This window comes from Micromonospora endolithica (assembly GCF_003626595.1).
GTDB classification, from domain to species: Bacteria; Actinomycetota; Actinomycetes; order Mycobacteriales; family Micromonosporaceae; genus Micromonospora; species Micromonospora endolithica.
On the sequence record NZ_RBAK01000003.1, the window covers coordinates 178,563 to 200,582 of the forward strand.

Sequence of the window (22,020 nt, forward strand, 5' to 3'; positions counted from 1 at the left end):
CATCGCACCCCGGCGGCGTGGGGACGGGGACCGGTGGGGGAGACTGGCAGGCATGGCGGTTCGTGGCTTCCCGTACACCGATCTCAAGGACTTCCTGGCGGCGCTGGAGCGCGCGGGTGAGCTGCGCCGGATCACCGTGCCGGTCGACCCCACCCTGGAGATCAGCGAGGTGGTCACCCGTACCGTTCGCCAGGGCGGGCCGGCGCTGCTCTTCGAGCGGCCCACCCGGGGTGAGATGCCGGTCGCGATCAACCTGTTCGGCACCGAGAAGCGGATGGCGATGGCGCTCGGGGTCGAGTCGCTGGACGAGATCGGCGACCGGATCGGCGCGCTGGTGAAGCCGGAGCTGCCGGTCGGCTGGTCCGGCATCCGCGAGGGCCTGGGCAAGGTCATGCAGCTCAAGTCGGTGCCGCCGCGCAAGGTGAAGACCGCCCCCTGCCAGCAGGTCGTCTACCGCGGCGACGACGTCGACCTGAACAAGCTGCCCGGCCTCCAGGTGTGGCCCGGGGACGGCGGCATCTTCCACAACTACGGGCTGACCCACACCAAGCACCCGGAGACCGGCAAGCGCAACCTGGGGCTCTACCGCCTCCAGCAGCACGGCCGCAACACCCTCGGCATGCACTGGCAGATCCACAAGGACTCCACCGCCCACCACGCGGTCGCCGAGCGGCTCGGCCAGCGCCTGCCCGTCGCGGTCGCGATCGGCTGCGACCCCGTCGTGTCGTACGCGGCCAGCGCGCCGCTGCCCGGCGACATCGACGAATACCTGTTCGCCGGGTTCCTGCGCGGTGAGCGGGTGGAGATGGTCGACTGCCTGACCGTGCCGCTCCAGGTCCCGGCGCACGCCCAGATCGTGCTGGAGGGCTACCTGGAGCCCGGTGAGCGGCTGCCCGAGGGCCCGTTCGGCGACCACACCGGCTTCTACACCCCGGTCGAGCCGTTCCCGGTGCTGCACATCGAGGCGATGACCATGCAGCGCGACCCGGTCTACCACTCGATCGTCACCTCGAAGCCGCCGCAGGAGGACCACGGCCTCGGCAAGGCCACCGAGCGGATCTTCCAGCCGCTGCTCAAGCTGCTGATCCCGGACATCGTCGACTACGACCTGCCGGCCGCCGGGGTCTTCCACAACTGCGCGATCGTGTCGATCCGCAAGCGCTACCCGAAGCACGCGCAGAAGGTCATGAACGCGATCTGGGGCGCGCACCTGATGTCGCTGACCAAGCTGATCGTGATCGTCGACGAGGACTGCGACGTGCACGACTACCACGAGGTCGCCTTCCGCGCCTTCGGCAACGTCGACTACGCCCGGGACCTGCTGCTCACCGAGGGTCCGGTGGACCACCTCGACCACTCGTCGTACCAGCAGTTCTGGGGCGGCAAGGTCGGCGTCGACGCCACCCGGAAGCTGCCCACCGAGGGCTACACCCGGGGCTGGCCGGAGGAGATGACCATGGCCCCCGAGGTCGTCTCGCTGGTCGACAAGCGTTGGAAGGAGTACGGGCTCTGATGACGGCTGTGCAGGAGCGGCCCGGTCGCGTCAAACCCTTCCTCAAGCTCGTCGCGATCGAGCACTCGGTCTTCGCGCTGCCGTTCGCGTACCTCTCGGCGTTGACCGCGATGCAGGTCGACGGCGGGCGGGTGCGCTGGGTCGACCTGCTCCTGATCACCGTGGCGATGGTCGGGGCGCGGACGTTCGCGATGGCCGCCAACCGGATCCTCGACCGGCGGGTCGACGCCCGGAATCCGCGTACGGCCAACCGGGAACTGGTCACCGGGGCGGTGAGCGTGCGGACGGCCTGGACCGGCGCGGCCGTCGCGCTGGCGGTGTTCCTGGCCGCCGCCGCCCTGCTCAACCCGCTGTGCCTGGCGCTCGCGCCGCTCGCGGTGGTGCCGCTGGTCGTCTACCCGTACGCCAAGCGGTTCACCAACTGGCCGCACGCCGTCCTGGCGATCGCCCAGGCGGTCGGCCCGGTCGGCGCGTGGTTGGGCGTCACCGGCACCCTGGACGGCTCCTGGCAGGCGTGGCTGCTCGGCGCGGCGGTCGGTCTGTGGATCGGTGGCTTCGACCTGATCTACGCCTGCCAGGACGCCGAGGTGGACCGGCAGATCGGGGTGCACAGCGTGCCCGCCCGGTACGGGGTGCGCTTCGCGCTGCACGCCTCCACCGTCGCGCACGTGGTGACGTTCGCGCTGTTCGTCTGGTTCGGCGCGCTGATCGGGTTCGGGTGGCCGTTCTGGATCGGCCTGGCGCTCACCGCCGTCGCGTTCGGATACCAGCACGTCGTGGTCAGCCCGCAGGACCTGAGCAAGGTCAACCGGGCGTTCTTCACCGCCAACGGGTTCGTCGGGATCGCGCTGTTCGCCTTCGCCCTGCTCGACCTGGTGCTCCGCCTGGACCTGCGCGCCTGAAGCGCGCCGGGTCGCGCGGCGGTGCCGGGTCGCGCGGCGGTGCCGGGCGTTAAGAAGGGACCCCTGCTCTACCGGAGGCGTTAAGCGGGGGCCCTTCCTTGCTCGCGTAGCGGGTGCTCTCCAGCGTCCAGTCGATGGTGCCGCGGACGGAGTTGGCGACCACGTCGAGATGGTCGGTGACCGCCTCGTCCAGCGCCGGTCCGAACGACGGCACCGCCGCGCGCAGCGTCACGAACCGGCGCATCGACTCCCGCCAGCGGGCCGCCACGAGGTCGATCGCCACCGGCACCGGCACGCCGCGTTCGGCGGCGACCGCCAGCACCAGGTTGTGCCCGCCCGAGGTGACCCGGTCCCGCTCCAGTGAGGCCACGTCGTTGTACCAGGAGAGCAGGTCGTTGCCCGTCTCGGCGATCCGCCGCAGCAGCGGGTGGTGGTGGACCGGGTCCGGCAGCGGGCGCCCGGTCACGAACTCGACCAGCGGATACGACACGAACGCCGCCGACGTCGCCCGCCGCAGTTCGACGTAAGCGGCCACGTCCGGCGCCTGACCGGCTGCCTTGCCGGCCGCCTCCCGCCAGGTGCCGTCGAGGTGGTGCGCCACCGCGTCGGCGAAGCGCAGCCGCCAGCGCGCCGGCATCCGGCGGTGTGGCTCGCGCCAGGCCCGCACCAGCAGCCGGCGCAACGGGCCGGTGAGGCCGGCGTGCCGGAACCGGGCGCCTCCGCGCAGCAACGTCACCGCCCCGGTACGCAGGGCGCGCACCTCGTCCGGGGCCAGCCGGTCCGGCCCGTCACAGAGGTCGTCGACCAGGAAGAACCAGGTGAACAGGGCGGTCACCACCCGCAGGTCCGGCTCGGTCGCGTCCGGGTAGAGGCGGGCCGCGTACCGGGCGAAGCCGGACCGGTCCAGCCGGCGGTGGGCCGCCTCGCTCAGCGGCAGGCGCAGGCTCGGCAGCAGGTCACCGACCAGCCACTCCTGCACCCGGTCGGCGTGCGGCGACAGGCGGGGCGGGATCGGGCAGTCGGCGCGCAGGGACCGCAGGATCTCGCCGGTGGTCACGGATTCCTCCCTCGGGGACACCTGTCCGATCAACTCGCCCCGGCAGCATGGCAGGTCCACAAGAGACCCACCGCCCCGACTGGACAACGGGGCTACCCGGCAGTAATCGCCGCGTTGACGGACATAGCGCCCCGCCCGTCGGCCGACGGTGGTGACCAGGCAGGCTGGAGGGCATGCGCGAACCTTGGGTGATCGGCGTCTCCGGCGCCTCCGGCACGCCGTACGCGGCGGCCGTCGTCCGGGCGCTGCTCGACGCCGGGCAGGCAGTGGATCTCGTCGTGTCCCGCGCCGCCCGGCTCACCGTCCTGGACGAGACCGGCCGAGCGTTCCGGGACGGCCACTGGGCCGACGACCTGGCCGGGTGGCTGGGCCGGGACCTGACCGGTGCGGACGTACGGTACTGGCCGGCAGGTGACCTGGCGGCGGGGCCGAGCAGTGGCTCCTACCGGGTGCGCGGGATGGTCGTGGTCCCGGCGAGCACCGCCGCCTGCGCCGGCATCGCGATCGGGCTGTCCAAGGACCTGTTGCAGCGGGCCGCCGAGGTCAACCTCAAGGAACGCCGGCCGGTCGTGCTGGTGCCCCGCGAGACGCCGGTGACCCGCAGCCACCTGGAGCACCTGATCGCCCTGCACGACGCCGGCGCGGTGGTGCTGCCGGCAAGCCCGGGTTTCTACGGCGCGGGAGCGGCGGCCACCGCCGCGCAACTCGTGGACTTCGTCGCCGGAAAGGTGCTCGACGCACTCGGCGTACCGCACACGCTCTTCACGCGGTGGGCGGGTGAGCTCGGCGCGGCGCGCGGCCGGGACGGCTCGGACGGAAACGCGGACCGGACCTGACGTCCGGTCCGCGCGCCGATCAGCACCTGGTCAGTACATGCCGGCGTTGGCCGGGCCCGGCCCGGTCGAGGCGGCGGGGCCGGCATTACGCGGCTTGCCCATGTCGTCCACCTCGTCCAGCATGCCCTCCCCCTCAAGCAGAGCCCGCACCTCGGATTCCCGAAACCGGCGATGCCCGCCTGGAGTCCGGATGCTACCTATCCGGCCCGCCGCTGCCCACCTCGTCACAGTTTTCGGGTCAACCCGAAACAGTGCGGCGACCTCACCCGGTGTCAGCAGGCGATCTCCAGTGTCCACAGCCCCCTCCTCGCGTCGACGAAGCCCCCGGCTGAACACACTGCCCCCGGCCGGTGCGAGCCCAGAGCCGTCATGAGGGACGTATGGCAATTACAGCACCAGCGACCTGGCCTGTCCGCCAAACGCGAAAAACGCACTGAGTGGGAAGTTAGTAAATGGTACCGGCGCCCTTCTTTCCTGACAGCGGGTACGTGAACCGTTACCTCTCGTCATGTTCAACTGATGCCAGGCGCTCGGCGTTACGCCCGAACGACTAGGGTCTACAGTCCGTGGACGCGATCGACCTGAGCCTCGTTGAGCTGCTGCGCGGCAACGCCCGCCTCTCCTACGCCGAACTGGCCCGCCAGGTGGGCCTCTCCGCACCGGCCGTGCACGAACGGGTCGGCAAGCTGGAGTCCGGTGGCGTGATCCGGGCGTACCGGGCAGAGGTGGAACCGGAGACCATCGGTCTCGGCGTCACCGCGCTGATCGGCATCGTCGAGGACTCCGGCGCGGACACCGACGACGTGCTGGAGGCGTTCCGGGTGATGCCCGAGATCGAGTCCTGCTATTTCATGGCCGGGGTGGAGTCCTTCCTGCTCAAGGCCCGCGTCGGCACCATCGCTGAGCTGGAACAGCTCATCGTGCGGCTCAACCGGACCGCGGGGGTGGCCTCCACCCGCACCAGCATCGCCCTGTCGACCAAGTGGGAGAACCGCCCGCAGCCGGTCTCGCCCCCGCCCGCCTGAGCCGCCCGCCGCTCCATCCGTGCGAGGCGCGACAGCCGGCCGGCTCTGGCGAACGACCGCACCACGGCGGTAGCGTGCGCCGATGATCCCGCCGGTCGTCTCCCCAGCAGCCGCAGCCCACCGGGCCGGCGCGGCCGTGGTCACCGGGGCGGCCGGCGGCCTGGGCCGGGAGATCGCGGCGGCGCTGCACGCCGACGGCTGGCCGGTGCTCCTCACCGACCTGGACGGCGACGCCGTGGCCGCCGCCGCGGTGCCGCTCGGTGGGTGGTCCCGCGCCCTGGACGTACGCGACGAGGCCGCCTGCGCCGAGGTCGTTGCCGAGGCCGCGGGCCAGGGTGGGCTCGGCCTCTGGGTGAACAACGCCGGCATCCTGGTCACCGGCCCGTCGTGGGAGCAGGACGCCGCCACCCGGCGGCGGGTCGTCGAGGTGAACGCGCTCGGCGCGATGAACGGCACCCTCGCCGCGCTGGCCGTGATGCGCGCGCAGGGCCACGGCCACGTGCTCAACGTGGTCTCGCTGGCCGGCCTGGTGGCCGCGCCCGGCGAGACGGTGTACGCGGCCAGCAAGCACGCGCTCGTCGCGTTCAGCATCGGCACCCTGGCCGACCTGCGGCTGGCCGGGCATCGGGGCGTACACGTGTCGTGCCTGTGCCCGGACGGGATCTGGACGCCGATGCTGCACGACAAGCTGGACGACCCGCAGGCCGCGGCGTCCTTCACCGGGACGCTGCTCGACCCGGCGCGGGTGGCCCGACGGGCCGCCCGGCTGGCCCGAAGGCCCCGACCGGTGGTCAGCGTGCCGCGCTGGCGCGGTGCCCAGGTGCGACTGCTCGACGCGCTGCCCGGGCTGGCCCTGCGCCTCGCGCCGCTGGTCCTCGCGGTCGGCCGGGCGGGGCAGCGCCGGCAACGCCGGCGCACCGGGACCGGCCCACGGTGAGCAGGCTTGCTAGGTTTCCGGCGTGACTCAATTCGACCGGTGCGACGAAGCGGGCCGGCGGTGGGTGACCGAGGCGATCGCCGCTGTCGAGGCGGACGCCAACCGGTCCGCCGACACCCATCTGCTGCCGTTCCCGCTGCCCCGGGAATGGGGGATCGACCTCTACCTGAAGGACGAGTCGGTGCACCCCACCGGGTCGCTCAAGCACCGGCTGGCCCGGTCGCTCTTCCTGTACGGGCTCTGCAACGGCTGGATCGGCCCGGCCACCACGATCGTGGAGGCGTCCTCCGGGTCCACCGCGGTCTCCGAGGCGTACTTCGCGCGGATGCTGGGCCTGCCGTTCATCGCGGTGATGCCGGCCTCCACGTCACCGGAGAAGATCGCGAAGATCGAGTTCCAGGGCGGGCGCTGCCACCTCGTCGAGGACCCGGCCAAGGTGGTGGTCGAGGCGCGCTGGCTCGCCGAGGACACCGGCGGGCACTACATGGACCAGTTCACGTACGCCGAACGGGCCACCGACTGGCGGGGCAACAACAACATCGCCGAATCGATCTACGCGCAGCTGGCCCTGGAGCGGCACCCCGTACCGGCGTGGGTCGTGGTCGGTGCCGGCACCGGCGGGACCAGCGCCACCATCGGCCGGTACGCCCGCTACCAGCGGCTGCCCACCAAGCTCTGCGTGGTCGACCCGGAGAACTCGGCGTTCTATCCCGCCTGGCTGGCGGCGGACTGGTCGGTCCGGACCGGGCGTGGCTCGCGGATCGAGGGGATCGGCCGGCCCACCGTGGAGGCCTCGTTCCTGCCCTCGGTGGTGGACCGCATGGTGCAGGTGCCCGACGCCGCGTCGCTCGCCGCGATGCGGGCCGCCTCGGCGGTGCTGGACCGGCGGGTCGGCGGCTCGACCGGCACCAACCTGTGGGGTGCCTTCGGGCTGATCGCCGGGATGCTCGCCGAGGGCCGCACCGGCTCGGTGGTCACCCTGATCTGTGACGCCGGCGACCGGTACGCCGACACCTACTACTCCGACGAGTGGGTGGCCGCGCAGGGGTTGGACCTGACGCCGCACCTGGCCACCGTCGACCGGTTCCTGGCCAGCGGGGCCTGGCCGGCCTGAACCGTGGGGCCGATCCGGCCGGCTCGCCCGGTCAGGCCCGCTCGGCCACACCCGGGTAGCGCCGCACGAAGCCCTCGTCGTCAACGCTCAGCTCGGCGGTGAACGTGTCGCTGCGGAACTTCACCCTGCCCGGCCCCATACCCGTGTAGACCTGCTCGGCCGCGACCACCTGCAGGCTCGGCACCAACACCCAGGCGACCGTGATCCGGTGCGGGGTGTCGGCCGGCTTCCCGGCCAGCCCGAGCCGCCGGATCGGCAGCGTGTTGAACAGCGCCGACCCGCCGAGGTCGACGTCCCGCGCCTCGGCCAGTCGGTCCGGGTCGTCGGTGCCGGGCAGACCGGCGGCCGGCTTCCCCGCCGCGCTCAGCGCCGCGTCCAGGTCACCCTGCTCGGCGGTGGTCACCCGCCACCGGTCGGTCGCCCGTTCCAGGCGTACGCTGCGCAGCCACCCGGCGCCCTCCACCTCGACCTCCAGCCGGACCGCAGCCCAGTCCGGGTCGGTGGTGAGCTGGTAGCGGCAGGTGTAGGGGATCGGATCCACGGCCACCTGGGTGCCGCGCGCCGTCAACCCCTGTCGGTCGTCGACGAGCGCGTTCTCGGCACCGGCGGTGTCCGTGCGGGTCCACAGGAACGATTTCGGCATGGTCGGCATGAGCCGGACGTTACGCCACCTGCCGGGGGCCGGCAGCGGAGACGGAGACGCCGCCGCGGAGCGTGGGCTCCGCGACGGCGTTCCGGGTGTCGCTCAGGATCAGTGGGTACGCGCCGGCGGCCGGCCGCCGAAGCCCCGCCGCTCGTCGCGCGGCCGGTCGTCCCGACCTCGCCCCTCGGACCGGAACCCGCCCCGGTCGCCGTAGCTACGGCTCTCGGTCGGCCGGTCGCCGTAGCGCCGGTCGCCCTGGGGCCGGTCGCCGTAGCTCCGGTTCTCGGTGGGCCGGTCGCCGTAGCTACGGCTCTCGGTCGGCCGGTCGCCGTAGCGCCGGTCGCCCTGGGGCCGGTCGCCGTAGCTCCGGCCCTCGGCGGGCCGGTCGCCGTAGCGCCGGTCGCCCTGCGGTCGGTCGCCGTAGCTCCGGCTATCGGTGGGCCGGTCGCCGTAGCCGCGGCCTCCGGTGGGCCGGTCGCCGTAGCCACGCGGGCCCCGGTCGCCGTAGCTCCGGCCCTCGCCGGACCGGTCGCCGAACCTGCGGTCGCCACGGTCGGACCGGTCGCCGAAGCGGCGCGGTCCGCCGGAGCGGTCGCTGTGCCGCCGGGGCTCGGGCTCGGCACGCACCGGCACACCGCTGGGCTCGCGGGCGCCGATCAGCTCGGTCAACGCCGGGTCGCCGGCCCGCACCCGGGTCTCGGCCGGTGCCACCCCGGCCTTCTCCAGCATGGCGAGGGTGGTCCGGCGCTGCTTCGGCAGCACCAGGGTGGCCACCGCGCCGGATTCGCCCGCCCGTGCGGTACGCCCCGCCCGGTGCAGGTAGTCCTTCGGGTCCTTCGGCGGGTCGACGTGCAGCACCAGCGAGACGCCGTCGACGTGGATGCCCCGGGCCGCCACGTCCGTGGCGACCAGGACGTTCATCCGGCCCTCCTTGAACTCGGCCAGGGTCTTCGTCCGCATCCGCTGGGTCTTGCCGCCGTGCAGGCCCCCGGCCCGTACGCCGACCGCCGCCAACTGCTCGACCAGCCGGTCCACGCCCAACTGGGTGCGGGCGAACACCATCGTCCGGCCCTCCCGGGCGGCGATCGACGCGGCTACCGGGAACTTGTCGTGCGGCGGGATCAGCAGCATGTGGTGGTCCATGGTGGACACCGAGGCGGTGGACGGCGCGGTCGAGTGGGTGACCGGATCGGTCAGGAACCGCTTGACCAGCGCGTCCACGTCGCGGTCCAGGGTGGCCGAGAAGAGCAGCCGCTGGGAGTCCGCCGGGGTCTTCGCCAGCAGCTCGGTGACCTCCGGCAGGAAGCCCATGTCGGCCATCTGGTCGGCCTCGTCGAGCACGGTGATCTCGATGTCGTCGAGACGGCACACACCTCGGTTGATCAGGTCGCCCAGCCGGCCCGGGGTGGCCACCACGATCTCCACGCCGCGCCGCAGCGCGTCGATCTGCCGGTCGTACGGCACGCCGCCGACGGCGGTCTTGAGGAACACCCCGACCGCCTTGCCGAGCGGCACCAGCGCGTCGTTGACCTGCATGGCGAGTTCCCGCGTGGGAACCAGGACCAGGGCGCGCGGGTAGAGCGGGCGGGCCCGGTTGCGCTCGGCCATCCGGGCGAGCAGGGGCAGGCCGAAGGCGAGCGTCTTGCCGGAGCCGGTCTGGCCGCGGCCGAGGACGTCCCGGCCGGCGAGCGCGTCCGGCATGGTCGCGCGCTGGATCTCGAACGGGGTGGTGATGCCCTGCCGGGCGAGCGCGCGGACCAGCGCGTCGGGCAGGCCCAGCGAGGCGAAGTCGACGGTGTCGACGGCGGTCGGCTCGACGGTGGCGGGCTGTCCGGCGGCGACGAGTTCGTCGGCCGGCGGTGCGGTGCGGTCGGAAGCGGACGGAGACGTGCTGGACTCAGCAAACGTGGTCAAGAAATGCCTTTCGAGCGGGGCGCATCTTCGCGATGGCCTGCCGCAGCTGAGTGCCGCCGATCGCCCGCAAGACCGCCCAGGGGCGCGCACGCACGGTGCGCGCCAGGTCAGTGATCCTCACCAGTGTACGGCCGTTCCGGAAACCCGCCACCGCGTCGCGGACGGGTAGTGGGCGGGCTCACCCGGTCGCCGGGTCGCCGTCACGTGTTGAGGATGCCACCGACCAGGCCGTCCAGGACGTCGCCGGCCAGCAGGACCACCAGCACGCTGATCGCCATGAGCAGGGCCAACGCGGCGGTCAGCACGATCACCACCCGGGCCGTGCTGGACCGCTCCTCGGCCGGGCTGGCCGCCCAGCCCTGGGCCAGGATGTGCCCGGTCAGCGAACCGGAATTTTCCATGGCCGGATTGGTCGGCAGGGCCACGGTGGCGAAACCCGGGCCCTCCGTGCCGCCGTACAGGGTGCCCAGGTCCGGACCCCCGTCGAACCGGCCAGGGCGACCGTCGGCCGACCCGTCCCGCCGGGATGGCCCACCGGCGTGGGCGGCCGACGCGCTCGGACGGCCCGAGGGCGCCGCCCAGGGGGCTGCCTGGGAGGTGGCCGCCCCACCGGACCACGACGCCGCCCCGGGGCTGGTCGGCGGCGGCCAGGCGGGCAGGGCCGGGGCGGGCACCACCGGTGGCGCCGGGGCCGGTGGCGCCGAGATCGGCGGCACCGGGGCGGCCGAGGCCGGGGTGGGCCGCACCGACACATGCGTCGCCGGCGCTGCTGAGGCGGGTGGCGTCGACACGGGTGCTGTCGACGCGGGTGGCGCTGAGGCGGGTGGCGCCGATACGGCCGGGGCCGGGGCCGCGGCCGCGGACACCGGGGCCGCTGCCGGTACCGAGGCCCGACCGGCGAGGCGACCCGGTGCCGCGGGGGCCGACGCGCCGGACATCGCCGGCGGCGGCGGGAACGGTGGGGCCGGGGCGGGGCCGGGCGGCGGCGGAGGCGCGGGTACCGGCGGGCCGGGCGGTGGGGCCGGCGGCCCGGGTACGGGCGGCACCGGTCCCGGCGGGGTCGGACCCGGCGCGGGTACCGGTCCCGGCGGGGTCGGCTTCGGCAGTGGCGGTGTCGGTGACGGCACCGGTGGGGTCGGCACCGGTGGGGTCGGGGACGGCGGGGTCGGCCCCGGTACGGGCGGGATGGGGGCCGGGGCGGGTTCCGGGTCCGGGACCGGTGGGGTCGGCGGCTTCGGTGGCTCCGGCGGCAGGGCGGGCTCGGGTGGCTCCGGATTCACCGGTCCCGCCCGGTAGATCCGGGCCTCGCCGGTGTGCGAGCGGATGGCCGCGGCCTCGGCGGCGGACACCCGACTCGCGTCCGGAACCGCCGCGCTGGCCCGCGCGGCGGGCGACGGATCCGCTGGTGGCCGCTCGGCCGGCGAGGCGGGTGCGTCGGAGGCGTTGAGGGCCTTGGCGGTGTCCGGCTGGTCGGGTGCGTCGGGTGCGTCGGGTGTGTCGGGTGCCTTGGCGGTGTCCCGATCGCCCGGCGCGTCGGGTGAGCCGGACGCCTTGCTGGCGCTCCGCTGGACGGGCACGCCGGCTCCGGAGTCGGCCCCGCCGCCCGCCCGGTAGGTGGTGCTCTCCGCGCGGGCGGTTGCCGGGCCGGTGCCGTCTTCGGGGGGAGCGACGGCGGTGGCGACGGTCACCCGGGCCCGGGCCGGCCCGGCGGCGGGCTGCTGCTGGCGTACGCCATCGGGGTTCGACCCGGCCGCGGCGCGCGACGGGCCGGTGGAGCCGGCGCCCGGCGTGTCGGCCGGCGGTTCGGGTGCGGTGGCCACGGGTCGGTCCACGGCGTCGGCCGGGGCCGCGGGCTCGGGGCCGGGCGCGGACGTCCGGTCACCCGGTTCCGCCGGGACCTGCTGATCGACCATGCTCGCCCTCCGCGCCGCGCTCGCGCCCGGGACCGTGCGGTCGGCCCGGGTGTGCCTGAGTCTCACCGTGCCACATTCCGTCCCGCGGAGCACAGTCGGAACGCGTACCGGCCGACGCGGCGGACCGCACCGGCCGGCGGCGTCGGGTCAGCTGCCGGTGCTCGGCGACGCGGTGCGGGAGGGCGGCACGCTGCTCGCCGCCGTGGTCGGGGCGGCGGAGCCGCTGGTCGGGGCGGCCGTGCCGCTGGTCGGGGCGGCCGTGCCGCTGGTCGGCTGAGGTGCGGACGTGGACGGCGCCGCCGTGGATGGCGCGGACGTGGACGGCGCCGACGTGCGGCTGGGCGTCGGTGAGGTGCTCGGCGTCGGTGAGGTGCTCGGCGTCGGCGTCGGCGACGTCGTCGGGGTCGGGGTCGGCGAGGTGGTGGGCTTCGGCGAGGTGCTCGGCGTCGGCGACGCCGAGGGGGTCTTCGACGGGGTCGGCTTCGGGGTGGGCGTCGGCTTCGGCGCCACCGGGGGGGTGGCCGGCGGTGGGGTGGGGGTGGCCGGGGCGGGGATCGCGCCGACGACGCGGGTCGCGGCGTAGAGCCGGGACCACCGCACGGTGGAAATCTTGACCACGTCCCCGGTGGTGGGCGCGTGGATCATCTTGCCGCCGCCGACGTACATGCCCATGTGGTGGATCGACGTCCAGCTGGTGCCGGACGCGAAGAAGAGCAGGTCACCCGGGAGTAGCGCGGAGGAGGGCACGGTGCGGGAGCGGGTCGCGTAGTACTGGTCGCGGGACACCCGGGGCAGGCCGTCGTAGCCCGCCGAGCGGTACGCGGCCCAGATCAGGCCGGAGCAGTCGAAGCGGTCCGGACCCTCGGCGGCCCACAGGTAGGGATCGCCGAGCTGCGCCTTCGCGTACCTGACCGCGGCCAGCGCGGTGGGGTGCGCGGCCAGGCCGTTGGCGGTCTCGTTGCCCACCAGACCCGCGCCCAGCTGTTGCTCGGCGGCCTCCTGCTGGCGCTCCAGGACGATCAGCTGCGCGGCGTTGTCCTTGCGCAGCTGGACGAGCTTCGCCTCCTCGGCCCGCAGTGCCCGCTCCCCGGCGGTGTAGTCGTCGCGGGCCTTCTTCGTCCGGCCCTCGGCGGCCGCCAGCGCCTGCTGGGCGAACTGCTCGCCGGTGCGGGCCCGGATCACCTGCTGCTTCGCGCCGGTGGTGTCGCCGCCCTCGATCGGCTCGCCCCGGGTGATCCGGCCGAGCTGGTTGAGGTCGTGCAGGTCGGTGGCGAAGTCGCCGGGCGGCAACGCGGCGGCGGCCTTGATCGCCTCGGCGGCGGTGGCGTCGGCGGTCTGCTGCGCTCGGGCCAGGGCGTCCCGGGCCAGCGCCAGGTCCCGCTCGGCGGCGGTGAGCTGGGCCTCGGCCTCGGTGCGTTGCTGGCGCAGCTTGAGCAGGTCGTCGCCGAGCTGCCCCACCCGCGCCTCGGCCGCGTAGATCTGGGCGGCCAGCGGTCCGTTGCCCACCCCGGCGACCGGCGTGGTGGGTACACCGGGGACGGTCGGCGTGCCACCGGGGAAGGCCGGCGTGCCACCGGGGAAGGTCGGCGCCCCGGGCAGGTTCAGCGAACCGGCGACGACCGGCCGTGCGCCGGTGTCCGGAACGGTGGCGGGCAGGCCCGGTTCGGCGTACGCGGGGGTGGCCAGCACGGCGGCGGCGACCGCTCCGAGCAGGGCCGACCAGAGCCTCGGACGAAGCACGGGCGAGATCACCGGACTCCGTCGTCGCTGTCGTCGCCCGCGCCCGCTGTCGACCATTCCGCTCCCCGTCCGGCTGGGTCGCCGCGACCGGTACGCGCGGCGTCAGGACGCTACCAGTGTGTGTGGCGCGTCCCACCCTGTCTTACCTCACGCGGGCAACGATGTCGATGCGTCGCCGGGTTACGAGAGGCTGTGAATCCGGTGAGGTGCGTCGCTGCGGTACACCGTGCCGGCGGGCTGTCGGCCACCCGACGTAGGCTCGATCGGGTAACCCGGGTGGAAGGACGTGCTGGAGATGGACGCCGGACTCAAGCGTGAGCTGGAAGCGAAGGTGTACGCCGGCGAGCGGCTGACCCGTGCGGACGGGATCGCGCTCTACGACAGCGACGACCTGACCTGGCTGGGCCGGCTGGCCCACCACCGGCGTACCGAGCTGAACGGCGACCGGGTGATGTTCAACGTCAACCGGCACCTCAACCTGACCAACGTCTGCTCGGCCTCGTGCGCGTACTGCTCCTTCCAGCGCAAGCCGGGGGAGAAGGACGCCTACACGATGCGCATCGACGAGGCGGTCCGCAAGGCCAAGGAGATGGAGGACGAGCAGCTCACCGAGCTGCACATCGTCAACGGTCTGCACCCGACGCTGCCCTGGCGCTACTACCCGAAGGTGCTGCGCGAGCTGAAGGCGGCGCTGCCGAACGTCAAGCTCAAGTGCTTCACCGCGACCGAGGTGCAGTGGTTCGAGAAGATCAGCGGACTGAGCGCGGACGAGATCCTCGACGAGCTGATGGACGCCGGTCTGGAGTCACTGACCGGTGGCGGCGCGGAGATCTTCGACTGGGAGGTCCGGCAGCACATCGTGGACCACGCCTGCCACTGGGAGGACTGGTCGCGGATCCACCGGCTGGCCCACACCAAGGGCATGAAGACCCCGGCGACCATGCTCTACGGCCACATCGAGGAGCCTCGGCACCGGGTCGACCACGTGCTGCGGCTGCGCGAGTTGCAGGACGAGACCGGTGGCTTCGCGGTGTTCATCCCGCTGCGCTACCAGCACGACTTCGTCGACTCGGCGGACGGCAAGATCCGCAACCGGATCCAGGCCCGCACCACGATGGCGTCGCCGGCCGAGTCGCTGAAGACCTTCGCGGTGTCCCGGTTGCTCTTCGACAACGTGCCGCACCTGAAGAACTTCTGGGTGATGCACGGGCTCTCGGTGGCCCAGCTCTCGCTGAACTTCGGTGTGGACGACCTGGACGGCTCGGTCGTGGAATACAAGATCACCCACGACGCCGACTCGTACGGCACCCCGAACACGATGCACCGCGACGACCTGCTGCACCTGATCTGGGACGCCGGTTTCCAGCCGGTCGAGCGGGACACCCGCTACAACGTGGTGCGCGAGTACGACAAGGCCCCGTCGCTGGCGGAGCGCCGCGCCGCGCCGCAGCAGGTCTGGGCCTGATCCGCGCCGGCGCGCGTGGTCGCCGCGGCACCCCCGGGTGGCGCGGCGGCCGGCGGGGGCGGCGGGCGGCGGCTCGCGTACCCTCGTAGGGCCATGGACGAGCAGCGGAGCGGGTTTCCCCGGCGGGACGCCGAGGGGCGTGTCGCCACCCTGGGTGACCTGCTCGGCGTGAGCCTGGCGGGCCTGGTCATCGGCCTGCTGGCCCTGATGCTGTTCGACCTGGTGTTCGCGTCGTTCGGCGCGGGCGAGTTCGGCCGGGCCAACGGCTGGCTCGCGGTGATCCTGCCGGCCTGGCTCTACTGGGAGGACTTCCGCGCCTGGGAGTTCGGGGCGGCACGGGTGGTGGCCGCGCTGACCGGCGGCCTGCTGGCCGTCGCCGCCGGGCTGGTGGTCGCCGGGCTGGTGGCCGGGGCGCCGCCACTGCTCTCCGGCGGGCTCGGTGCGACGGTCTTCACCCTCGGGTACGCGATGATCTGGTTCCACGGCGTCCGCTGGCTGGCCCGCCGGACGGGTTGAGTCCGCCGTCGGGGTGTTTCCCGGTGGCGGGAGAAACGGAGTGCGGAGAAGTGAGCGCGGCGGTCAAGTACACGCTGGGCCGGATCGGGCTGTTCGTCATCGTGCTGGTGGCCCTCCTGCCGACGGACCTGGACATCTTTCTCAAGCTGATCGTGGCGCTCGCCTTCTCGGCCGCGGCCTCCTTCTTCCTGCTGCGGGGCTGGCGGGACCAGATGGCCGAGGAGATGGCCGCCGCCGCGGAGCGCCGCCGGGCCGAGAAGGAGCGCCTCCGCTCCGCCCTGGCCGGCGACGACCAGCCCCCCACCACCGACCAGCCCCCCACCCCCGACTCCCCGCGTTGACCGCGAAGCTGTCGTCCGACCCGCCGGCCGGGCCGACGGCAGCTCCGTGATCAACGCCTGAGGGAAGCGGATCCCGCCGATGTGATGATCGGGCTGGCATGGATCAATTCAGCGACGGATGTTGATATGACCATGTGACGAGTGGTGAAGTGTGCATCACCCAGCGGGAGCTCTCCCGCGCCCGAGGAGGTTGTCCATGGCCTTCCGCACCCCCGCCCTCCGTCGCCGCGTGGCTCTCGCCATCGCCGCCGGCCTCGGCGTACTCACCCTCGCCGCGCCACCCGTCTCGGCCCGGCCGGCACCGGACACCCCCGGTGAGCCGGCCGCCGTCGCGTACCGGGTGCTCGGTCCGCGTACGCAGGCCGACCGTACCGCCGTGGCCGGCACCGGCGCGTCGATCGACTACTCCGAACACGGCGTGCTGCACGTCAGCGCCACCCGCGCCGAGGCCGCCGCGATCACCCGACTCGGCTTCCGACTGGAGGCGACCGCCGCGCTTCCCACCGATCGTGGCCCGGCCCGGCACGGCGACACCGAGGGGGACGTCGGCACGCTGGCCTTCCCGCCGGCCGACTCCAACTACCACGACTACGCCGAGCTGACCGCCGTGGTGAACAAGGTCGTCGCCGACCACCCCACCATCGCGCGGAAGATCAGCATCGGCACCTCGTACGAGGGCCGCGACCTGATGGCGGTGAAGATCTCCGACAACGTCGCCACCGACGAGGCCGAGCCGGAGATCCTCTTCAACGCCCAGCAGCACGCGCGGGAGCACCTGACCGTCGAGATGGCGATCTACCTGCTCAACCTCTTCACCGACAGCTACGGCACCGACTCCCGGATCACCAGCCTCGTCAACGGCCGGGAACTGTGGATCGTGCCGACGGTGAACCCGGACGGCAGCGAGTACGACATCGCCACCGGTTCGTACCGTTCCTGGCGGAAGAACCGGCAACCCAACAGCGGCTCGTCGTACGTCGGCACCGACCTGAACCGGAACTGGGGCTACCTGTGGGGCTGCTGCGGCGGCTCGTCCGGCTCCACCTCGTCGGACACCTACCGGGGCCCGTCGGCGTTCTCCGCGCCGGAGACGCAGGCGCTGCGGAACTTCGTCAACAGCCGGGTCGTCGGTGGCACCCAGCAGATCAAGGCGAACATCGACTTCCACACGTACTCGCAGCTGATCCTCTGGCCGTTCGGCCACACGACCGCCAACACCACCACGGGAATGACGGCCGACCAGTACAACACGTTCGCCACCATCGGGCAGCAGATGGCGAACACCAACGGCTACACCCCGGAGCAGGCCAGCGACCTGTACATCACCGACGGCGGCAGCATCGACTGGATGTGGGCCACCCACGGGATCTGGGCGTACACCTTCGAGCTGTACCCGGGCTCGGCCTCCGGTGGCGGCTTCTACCCGCCCGACGAGGTGATCCCGCAGCAGACCTCGCGTAACCGGGAGGCGGTGCTGCTGCTCAGCGAGTACGCGGACTGCCCGTACCGGGCCATCGGCAAGCAGGCGCAGTACTGCGGCGGCGGTGGCGGCACCACGGTCTGGTCGGACACCTTCGAGACGGCGACCGGCTGGACCACCAACCCGTCGGGCACCGACACCGCGACCACCGGGGTGTGGGAGCGGGGCGCCGCCCAGGCGACCACCTCCAGCGGGGCCAAGCAGCTCACCCCGTACGCCGGGAGCAACGACCTGGTCACCGGCCGGCTCGCCGGCAGCGGGGCGGGTGACTACGACGTCGACGGTGGCGTGACCAGCGCCCGGTCCCCGGCGGTGACCCTGCCGTCGTCGGGCACCCTGACCCTGTCCCTGGCCTGGTACCTGGCGCACGGCTCGAACGCCAGCTCGGCGGACTACCTGCGGGTCAGCGTCGTGCACAACGGCGGCACCACCGCGCTGCTCACCCAGGCCGGCGCGGCCACCAACCGCAACGGTTCCTGGGCGGTGGCCAACCTGAACCTGACCCCGTACGCCGGTCAGTCCGTCCGGATCCTGGTGGAATCGGCGGACGCCTCCGGGGCCAGCCTGGTCGAGGCGGCTGTGGACAACGTCACCATCACCAGTTCCTGACCGCGGTGGGGCCCCGTTCAACCCCCGGCGGGGCCCCACCACCCCTCATCAGGTCCTGGGCGTGCGCTACCGTTCCACCGACCAACCCGCAGCGAAGCCGGTGCGAAACCGGCGCTGTCCCGCAACTGTGATGCCCCTGAACGGGGACGAGCCAGGTCGCCTGCGGTTGGTCGCGACACGCGCCTTCGAGGAAGGGCGCCTCGCGGACGGGCGCACCACTGTCTGTCGGCGAAGCACCACGCTCCTCGACCGACAGGAGGACCCATGTCCAGACGTACCCCCCGGTTGTTCGCCGCGACCCTCGCGGTGGCCGCGCTCGCCCTCGGCGCCTGCGCCGAGAAGACCTCCGACACCCCCACCGCCACCGGCAGCGCGTCGGCCGCGGCCACCTTCCCGGTCACCGTCGGGTCGCTGACCCTCGCCGAGCGGCCGGAGAAGATCGTCTCGCTGTCGCCGACCGCCACCGAGATGCTCTTCGCGATCGGCGCCGGCACGCAGGTGACCGCCGTCGACGACAACTCCAACTTCCCGGCGGACGCGCCGAAGAGCGACCTGTCCGCCTTCCAGCCGAACGCCGAGGCGATCGCCGCCAAGAGCCCCGACCTGGTGGTGCTCTCCGACGACCGCAACAAGATCGTCGAACAGCTCGGCGCGCTGAAGATCCCGGTTTTCCGGGCCCCGGCCGCGACCACCCTGGACGACACCTACCGGCAGATCACCGAGCTGGGCACCCTCACCGGGCACCCGGACGAGGCCGCCGACGTCACCCAGCGGATGAAGGACGACATCGCCAAGCTGGTGGCGGACCTGCCGAAGCGGTCGGCGAAGCTGACGTACTTCCACGAGCTGGGCCCCGAGCTGTACACCGCCACCAGCAAGACCTTCATCGGCTCGCTCTACACGCTCGCCGGCCTGGAGAACATCGCCGACGCGTCCGACGCCGACGGCAAGAACGGCGGCTACCCGCAGCTCTCCCAGGAGGTGATCGTCAAGGCCAACCCGGACTTCGTCTTCCTCGCCGACACCAAGTGCTGCCAGCAGAGCGCCGACACGGTCAAGGCGCGGGCCGGCTGGGCGGGCGTCACCGCCGTGAAGAACAACCAGGTCGTCGGCCTGGACGACGACATCGCCTCGCGCTGGGGACCGCGCGTGGTGGACCTGCTCCGCACCATCGTCGACGCGACCGCCAAGGTGCCCGCGTGACGCTCCGCGCTCGCTGTTAACAGGGGACCCTTTCCATGCAGCAGGCGTTAAGAAGGGGCCCTTCCTTACCCGTGCCGGTGGGGCTGCGGCGGCGTTGGCTGGTGGCCGGCGTCGCCGCGGTCCTGGTCGCGCTGGTCGCGGGGGTGTCGTTCGGCCCGGTCAGCCTGCCGCCGGGCAGCGTCGCGGTCGAGCTGCTCAACCTCCTTCCCGGCGTACGCCTGGACAGCGGGCTGACCGAGCGGGAGATCGCCATCGTCACCCAGCTCCGGCTGCCCCGGGTGGTCCTCGGCCTGCTCGTGGGCGGCCTGCTGGCCCTGGCCGGGGGCGCCTACCAGGGCGTGTTCCGCAATCCGCTGGCCGACCCGTACCTGCTCGGGGTGGCGGCCGGGGCCGGCCTCGCGGTCACCGTCGTGCTGACCCTCGGGGTCGGGGCCGGCGGCGCGCTGACCGGGCTGCCGGTCGGTGTCCCCCTCGCGGCGTTCGCCGGGGCGCTCGGAGCGGTCGCCATGACGTACCTGCTCGGCGCCTCCTCCGGCCGCGGCCGTTCTCCGGCGACGCTGATCCTGGCCGGCGTGGCGGTCTCCGCGTTCCTCGCCGCCGGACAGACGTACCTGCTGCAACGCAACGCGGAGAGCATCCAGGAGGTGTACTCGTGGCTGCTCGGCCGGCTCGCCACCGCCGGCTGGCACGACGTCCGGCTGGTCCTGCCGTACTTCCTGCTCACCACCGTGGTCGTGCTCCTGCACCGGCGGGAGCTGGACGTGCTGTCCCTCGGTGACGACGAGGCGGCCAGCCTGGGCCTGCACCCGCAGCGCTCCCGGTACCTGCTGGTCGCCGCCGCCTCGCTCGGCACCGCCGCCGCCGTCTCCGCGTCCGGGCTGATCGGCTTCGTCGGCATCATCGTGCCGCACGCCGTCCGCCTCCTCGCCGGCTCCAGCTACCGGGTGATCCTGCCGCTGTCCCTGCTGTTCGGCGGCGCCTTCCTGGCCCTGACCGACGTCATCGCCCGTACCGCCGCCGCCCCCCAGGAGATCCCGATCGGCGTGGTCACCGCCCTGCTCGGCGGCCCGTTCTTCGTCCTCGTCCTGCGCACCTCCCGGCGGGTCCTCGGATGACCGCGGTGCCCGCTGCCGGCTCCGCCGGGCCCGCTGACGCCGGCGCGCCGGCCGTGGAGGTCCGCGACCTGCACGTCCGGCTGGGCGGCGCGCCGATCCTCACCGGCGTCGACCTCACCGTCGCCGCCGGGGAATGGGTCACCGTGATCGGTCCGAACGGCGCCGGCAAGTCGACCCTGTTGCGCGCCGTCGGCGGCCTGCTGGCCGCGCCGGGCGCCATCTCCCTCTTCGGTACGCCGAGCGAGGCGCTGCCCCGCCGCCACCGCGCCCGGATCGTCGCCACCGTGGCGCAGTCCCCGGTGGTGCCGGCCGGCATGTCGGTGCTGGACTACGTCCTGCTCGGCCGCACCCCGTACATCCCGCCGCTGGGCCGGGAGTCCGCCGCCGACCTGGCCGCCGCCCACGACGTACTGGGTCGGCTCGACCTGACCGGCTTCCACGCCCGGGAACTGGCCACCCTCTCCGGCGGTGAACGGCAGCGCGTGTTCCTGGCCCGCGCGCTCGCCCAGGGCGCCACGTTGCTGCTGCTCGACGAGCCGACCAGCGCGCTGGACATCGGACACCAGCAGGAGGTGCTGGAGCTGGTCGACCAGCTGCGGCGGGAGAACGGGCTGACCGTCGTGGCCACGATGCACGACCTCTCCATCGCCGGCGAGTACGCCGACCGGATGGTGCTCCTCAGCGAGGGTCGGGTGGTCGCCGCCGGCCCGCCCCGCGAGGTGCTGACCGAGGACCACCTGGCCCGCTACTACCGTGCCACGGTCAAGGTCCTGAACGGCGACCACGGCCCCCTGGTCGTCCCGGTCCGCCCCCGCTGACCCGGTCCGGGGGTGGGCTCAGCCGGCGGCGGGATCGGCCAGATCGATGACGTTGAAGAGGGCGCCCTGGGGGTCGCGCAGGGCGGCGTAGCGGCCGGCCGGGATGTCTCTCGGCGGGACCAGGATGGTGCCGCCGAGGGCCGAGGCGCGGGCGGCGGCCGCGTCGGCGTCGGCCACCCCGAAGTAGACGGTCCAGTACGCCGGGGAGTCCGTCTGGACGTCGTCGCCGAGGCGCGGCATCATCCCGCCGACGACACGTTCGCCGAGCCGCCAACCCGTGTAGGTGATCGGCCCCATCGGCTGGTCGTCGGGCCGCCAGCCGAACACCAGCTCGTAGAAGACCTTGGCGCGGTCCGGGTCCGGGGTGACCAGCTCGGTCCAGCTCAGCGCACCCGGTACGTCGAACACCTCCGCGCCCGGCATGGCCATCGGCTGCCACACGCTGAAGCTCGCACCGGAGGGGTCGGCGAACACCGCCATCCGGCCCTGGTCGAAGACGTCGAACGGCGGCACCACCACCTGCCCGCCGGCCCGTCGCACCCGGCCGGCGACGAGGTCGGCGTCGTCCGTGGCCACGTACACCGACCAGATCGGCACCTGGTCCGGGATCGCCGGCGGGCCCACCCCGGCGGCGGATCGGCCGCCGAGAAGGAAGACGGTGTAGCCGCCCGCCTCCGGCTGTGGGGTGACCCGCCCGGTCCAGCCGAACAGCTCGGGGTAGAAGCGCCGGGCGTCGGGCAGGTCGGGGGTGGCCAGGTCGACCCAGCAGGGCGTGCCCGGCGGGACGGTGCTCACGTCGACCCCTCTCGGCCCGGGGTGGCCACCGACGGCTCACACCCTGCCGGCATCGTGGCACCGCCCACCCGCCCCCCGGGGCGG

General features: G+C 73.4%; 20 protein-coding genes and 1 riboswitch. Of the genes, 13 read left to right on the forward strand and 7 right to left on the reverse strand.

Features of this window, described 5'->3' with window-relative positions; genetic code table 11:
• Nucleotides 1–52: 52 nt before the first annotated feature.
• Nucleotides 53–1,513 carry a menaquinone biosynthesis decarboxylase gene (locus D7223_RS10045; protein ID WP_120727457.1) on the forward strand — a complete coding sequence of 487 codons (1,461 nt, stop codon included), beginning with the start codon at nt 53–55 and terminating at the stop codon, nt 1,511–1,513.
• On the forward strand, nt 1,513–2,415 hold the full coding sequence (gene mqnP, locus D7223_RS10050; RefSeq protein WP_120727459.1) for a menaquinone biosynthesis prenyltransferase MqnP: 903 nt from the start codon (nt 1,513–1,515) through the stop codon (nt 2,413–2,415). The genes D7223_RS10045 and mqnP overlap by 1 nt, the downstream gene beginning before the upstream one ends.
• Before the next feature lie 49 nt (nt 2,416–2,464).
• On the opposite strand, the gene D7223_RS10055 is transcribed toward mqnP, so the two are convergent.
• Nucleotides 2,465–3,472: a terpene synthase family protein gene (locus tag D7223_RS10055; RefSeq protein WP_120727461.1), complete on the reverse strand. Its 1,008-nt coding sequence runs from the start codon at nt 3,470–3,472 to the stop codon at nt 2,465–2,467.
• A 173-nt stretch (nt 3,473–3,645) separates the two neighbouring features.
• Here D7223_RS10055 and D7223_RS10060 point away from each other — a divergent pair, with 173 nt between their 5' ends.
• The gene (locus D7223_RS10060; protein WP_120727463.1) at nt 3,646–4,308 is read left to right on the forward strand and encodes a UbiX family flavin prenyltransferase; all 663 of its coding nucleotides are present in this window, start codon (nt 3,646–3,648) and stop codon (nt 4,306–4,308) included.
• A gap of 30 nt (nt 4,309–4,338) precedes the next feature.
• On the opposite strand, the gene D7223_RS10065 is transcribed toward D7223_RS10060, so the two are convergent.
• Nucleotides 4,339–4,605, reverse strand: coding sequence for a BldC family transcriptional regulator (locus D7223_RS10065; RefSeq protein ID WP_120727464.1), 267 nt, complete (start codon nt 4,603–4,605; stop codon nt 4,339–4,341).
• 269 nt (nt 4,606–4,874) lie between these two features.
• Here D7223_RS10065 and D7223_RS10070 point away from each other — a divergent pair, with 269 nt between their 5' ends.
• The 3 genes from D7223_RS10070 to cds1 all read left to right on the forward strand — a co-directional run bounded on the left by D7223_RS10070 (nt 4,875) and on the right by cds1 (nt 7,384).
• The gene (locus D7223_RS10070) at nt 4,875–5,333 is read left to right on the forward strand and encodes an Lrp/AsnC family transcriptional regulator (protein ID WP_120727466.1); all 459 of its coding nucleotides are present in this window, start codon (nt 4,875–4,877) and stop codon (nt 5,331–5,333) included.
• Nucleotides 5,334–5,415: 82 nt separating this feature from the next.
• On the forward strand, nt 5,416–6,270 hold the full coding sequence (locus D7223_RS10075; RefSeq protein ID WP_120727468.1) for an SDR family oxidoreductase: 855 nt from the start codon (nt 5,416–5,418) through the stop codon (nt 6,268–6,270).
• 22 nt (nt 6,271–6,292) lie between these two features.
• Nucleotides 6,293–7,384 (forward strand): L-cysteine desulfhydrase Cds1, encoded by a 1,092-nt coding sequence (gene cds1 / locus D7223_RS10080; RefSeq protein ID WP_120727470.1) that lies wholly within the window; start codon nt 6,293–6,295, stop codon nt 7,382–7,384.
• 31 nt (nt 7,385–7,415) lie between these two features.
• Here cds1 and D7223_RS10085 read toward each other — a convergent pair whose 3' ends face one another.
• From D7223_RS10085 to D7223_RS10100, 4 genes are all read right to left on the reverse strand, one after another.
• Complete coding sequence (locus D7223_RS10085) at nt 7,416–8,036, reverse strand: putative glycolipid-binding domain-containing protein (protein WP_238161783.1); 621 nt, start codon at nt 8,034–8,036, stop codon at nt 7,416–7,418.
• A gap of 99 nt (nt 8,037–8,135) precedes the next feature.
• A complete protein-coding gene (locus D7223_RS10090; protein ID WP_120727471.1) occupies nt 8,136–9,941 on the reverse strand; it encodes a DEAD/DEAH box helicase in 1,806 nt (601 codons plus the stop codon).
• 200 nt (nt 9,942–10,141) lie between these two features.
• Nucleotides 10,142–11,854, reverse strand: coding sequence for a hypothetical protein (locus tag D7223_RS33450; protein WP_120727473.1), 1,713 nt, complete (start codon nt 11,852–11,854; stop codon nt 10,142–10,144).
• A gap of 147 nt (nt 11,855–12,001) precedes the next feature.
• Complete coding sequence (locus D7223_RS10100) at nt 12,002–13,651, reverse strand: C40 family peptidase (RefSeq protein ID WP_120727475.1); 1,650 nt, start codon at nt 13,649–13,651, stop codon at nt 12,002–12,004.
• A gap of 238 nt (nt 13,652–13,889) precedes the next feature.
• Here D7223_RS10100 and mqnE point away from each other — a divergent pair, with 238 nt between their 5' ends.
• The 7 genes from mqnE to D7223_RS10135 all read left to right on the forward strand — a co-directional run bounded on the left by mqnE (nt 13,890) and on the right by D7223_RS10135 (nt 21,141).
• Nucleotides 13,890–15,059 (forward strand): aminofutalosine synthase MqnE, encoded by a 1,170-nt coding sequence (gene mqnE / locus D7223_RS10105; protein WP_120728154.1) that lies wholly within the window; start codon nt 13,890–13,892, stop codon nt 15,057–15,059.
• A gap of 93 nt (nt 15,060–15,152) precedes the next feature.
• A complete protein-coding gene (locus D7223_RS10110; RefSeq protein WP_120727477.1) occupies nt 15,153–15,575 on the forward strand; it encodes a hypothetical protein in 423 nt (140 codons plus the stop codon).
• 50 nt (nt 15,576–15,625) lie between these two features.
• A complete protein-coding gene (locus tag D7223_RS10115) occupies nt 15,626–15,916 on the forward strand; it encodes a DUF4229 domain-containing protein (RefSeq protein ID WP_120727479.1) in 291 nt (96 codons plus the stop codon).
• Between the two features lie 196 nt (nt 15,917–16,112).
• Nucleotides 16,113–18,005: a M14 family metallopeptidase gene (locus tag D7223_RS10120; protein ID WP_120727481.1), complete on the forward strand. Its 1,893-nt coding sequence runs from the start codon at nt 16,113–16,115 to the stop codon at nt 18,003–18,005.
• Nucleotides 18,006–18,057: 52 nt separating this feature from the next.
• A riboswitch (cobalamin riboswitch) is annotated at nt 18,058–18,187 on the forward strand.
• Between the two features lie 82 nt (nt 18,188–18,269).
• Entirely contained in the window at nt 18,270–19,208 is a 939-nt protein-coding gene (locus D7223_RS10125; RefSeq protein ID WP_120727483.1) for an ABC transporter substrate-binding protein, read from the forward strand.
• A gap of 35 nt (nt 19,209–19,243) precedes the next feature.
• The gene (locus D7223_RS10130) at nt 19,244–20,323 is read left to right on the forward strand and encodes a FecCD family ABC transporter permease (RefSeq protein WP_120727485.1); all 1,080 of its coding nucleotides are present in this window, start codon (nt 19,244–19,246) and stop codon (nt 20,321–20,323) included.
• The gene (locus tag D7223_RS10135; protein ID WP_120727487.1) at nt 20,320–21,141 is read left to right on the forward strand and encodes an ABC transporter ATP-binding protein; all 822 of its coding nucleotides are present in this window, start codon (nt 20,320–20,322) and stop codon (nt 21,139–21,141) included. The genes D7223_RS10130 and D7223_RS10135 overlap by 4 nt, the downstream gene beginning before the upstream one ends.
• 18 nt (nt 21,142–21,159) lie before the next feature.
• On the opposite strand, the gene D7223_RS10140 is transcribed toward D7223_RS10135, so the two are convergent.
• The gene (locus D7223_RS10140) at nt 21,160–21,936 is read right to left on the reverse strand and encodes a VOC family protein (protein ID WP_120727489.1); all 777 of its coding nucleotides are present in this window, start codon (nt 21,934–21,936) and stop codon (nt 21,160–21,162) included.
• Between the last annotated feature and the right edge of the window lie 84 nt (nt 21,937–22,020).

Excerpts from the sequence above, each read along its gene's own strand:
- D7223_RS10045 (WP_120727457.1), top strand. The coding sequence starts at position 53 with ATGGCGGTTCGTGGCTTCCCGTACACCGATCTCAAGGACTTCCTGGCG.
- mqnP (WP_120727459.1), top strand. The coding sequence starts at position 1,513 with ATGACGGCTGTGCAGGAGCGGCCCGGTCGCGTCAAACCCTTCCTCAAG.
- D7223_RS10060 (WP_120727463.1), top strand. The coding sequence starts at position 3,646 with ATGCGCGAACCTTGGGTGATCGGCGTCTCCGGCGCCTCCGGCACGCCG.
- D7223_RS10075 (WP_120727468.1), top strand. The coding sequence starts at position 5,416 with ATGATCCCGCCGGTCGTCTCCCCAGCAGCCGCAGCCCACCGGGCCGGC.
- D7223_RS10085 (WP_238161783.1), bottom strand. The coding sequence starts at position 8,036 with ATGCCGACCATGCCGAAATCGTTCCTGTGGACCCGCACGGACACCGCC.
- D7223_RS33450 (WP_120727473.1), bottom strand. The coding sequence starts at position 11,854 with ATGGTCGATCAGCAGGTCCCGGCGGAACCGGGTGACCGGACGTCCGCG.
- D7223_RS10100 (WP_120727475.1), bottom strand. The coding sequence starts at position 13,651 with ATGGTCGACAGCGGGCGCGGGCGACGACAGCGACGACGGAGTCCGGTG.
- mqnE (WP_120728154.1), top strand. The coding sequence starts at position 13,890 with ATGGACGCCGGACTCAAGCGTGAGCTGGAAGCGAAGGTGTACGCCGGC.
- D7223_RS10110 (WP_120727477.1), top strand. The coding sequence starts at position 15,153 with ATGGACGAGCAGCGGAGCGGGTTTCCCCGGCGGGACGCCGAGGGGCGT.
- D7223_RS10120 (WP_120727481.1), top strand. The coding sequence starts at position 16,113 with ATGGCCTTCCGCACCCCCGCCCTCCGTCGCCGCGTGGCTCTCGCCATC.
- D7223_RS10125 (WP_120727483.1), top strand. The coding sequence starts at position 18,270 with ATGTCCAGACGTACCCCCCGGTTGTTCGCCGCGACCCTCGCGGTGGCC.
- D7223_RS10130 (WP_120727485.1), top strand. The coding sequence starts at position 19,244 with ATGCAGCAGGCGTTAAGAAGGGGCCCTTCCTTACCCGTGCCGGTGGGG.
- D7223_RS10135 (WP_120727487.1), top strand. The coding sequence starts at position 20,320 with ATGACCGCGGTGCCCGCTGCCGGCTCCGCCGGGCCCGCTGACGCCGGC.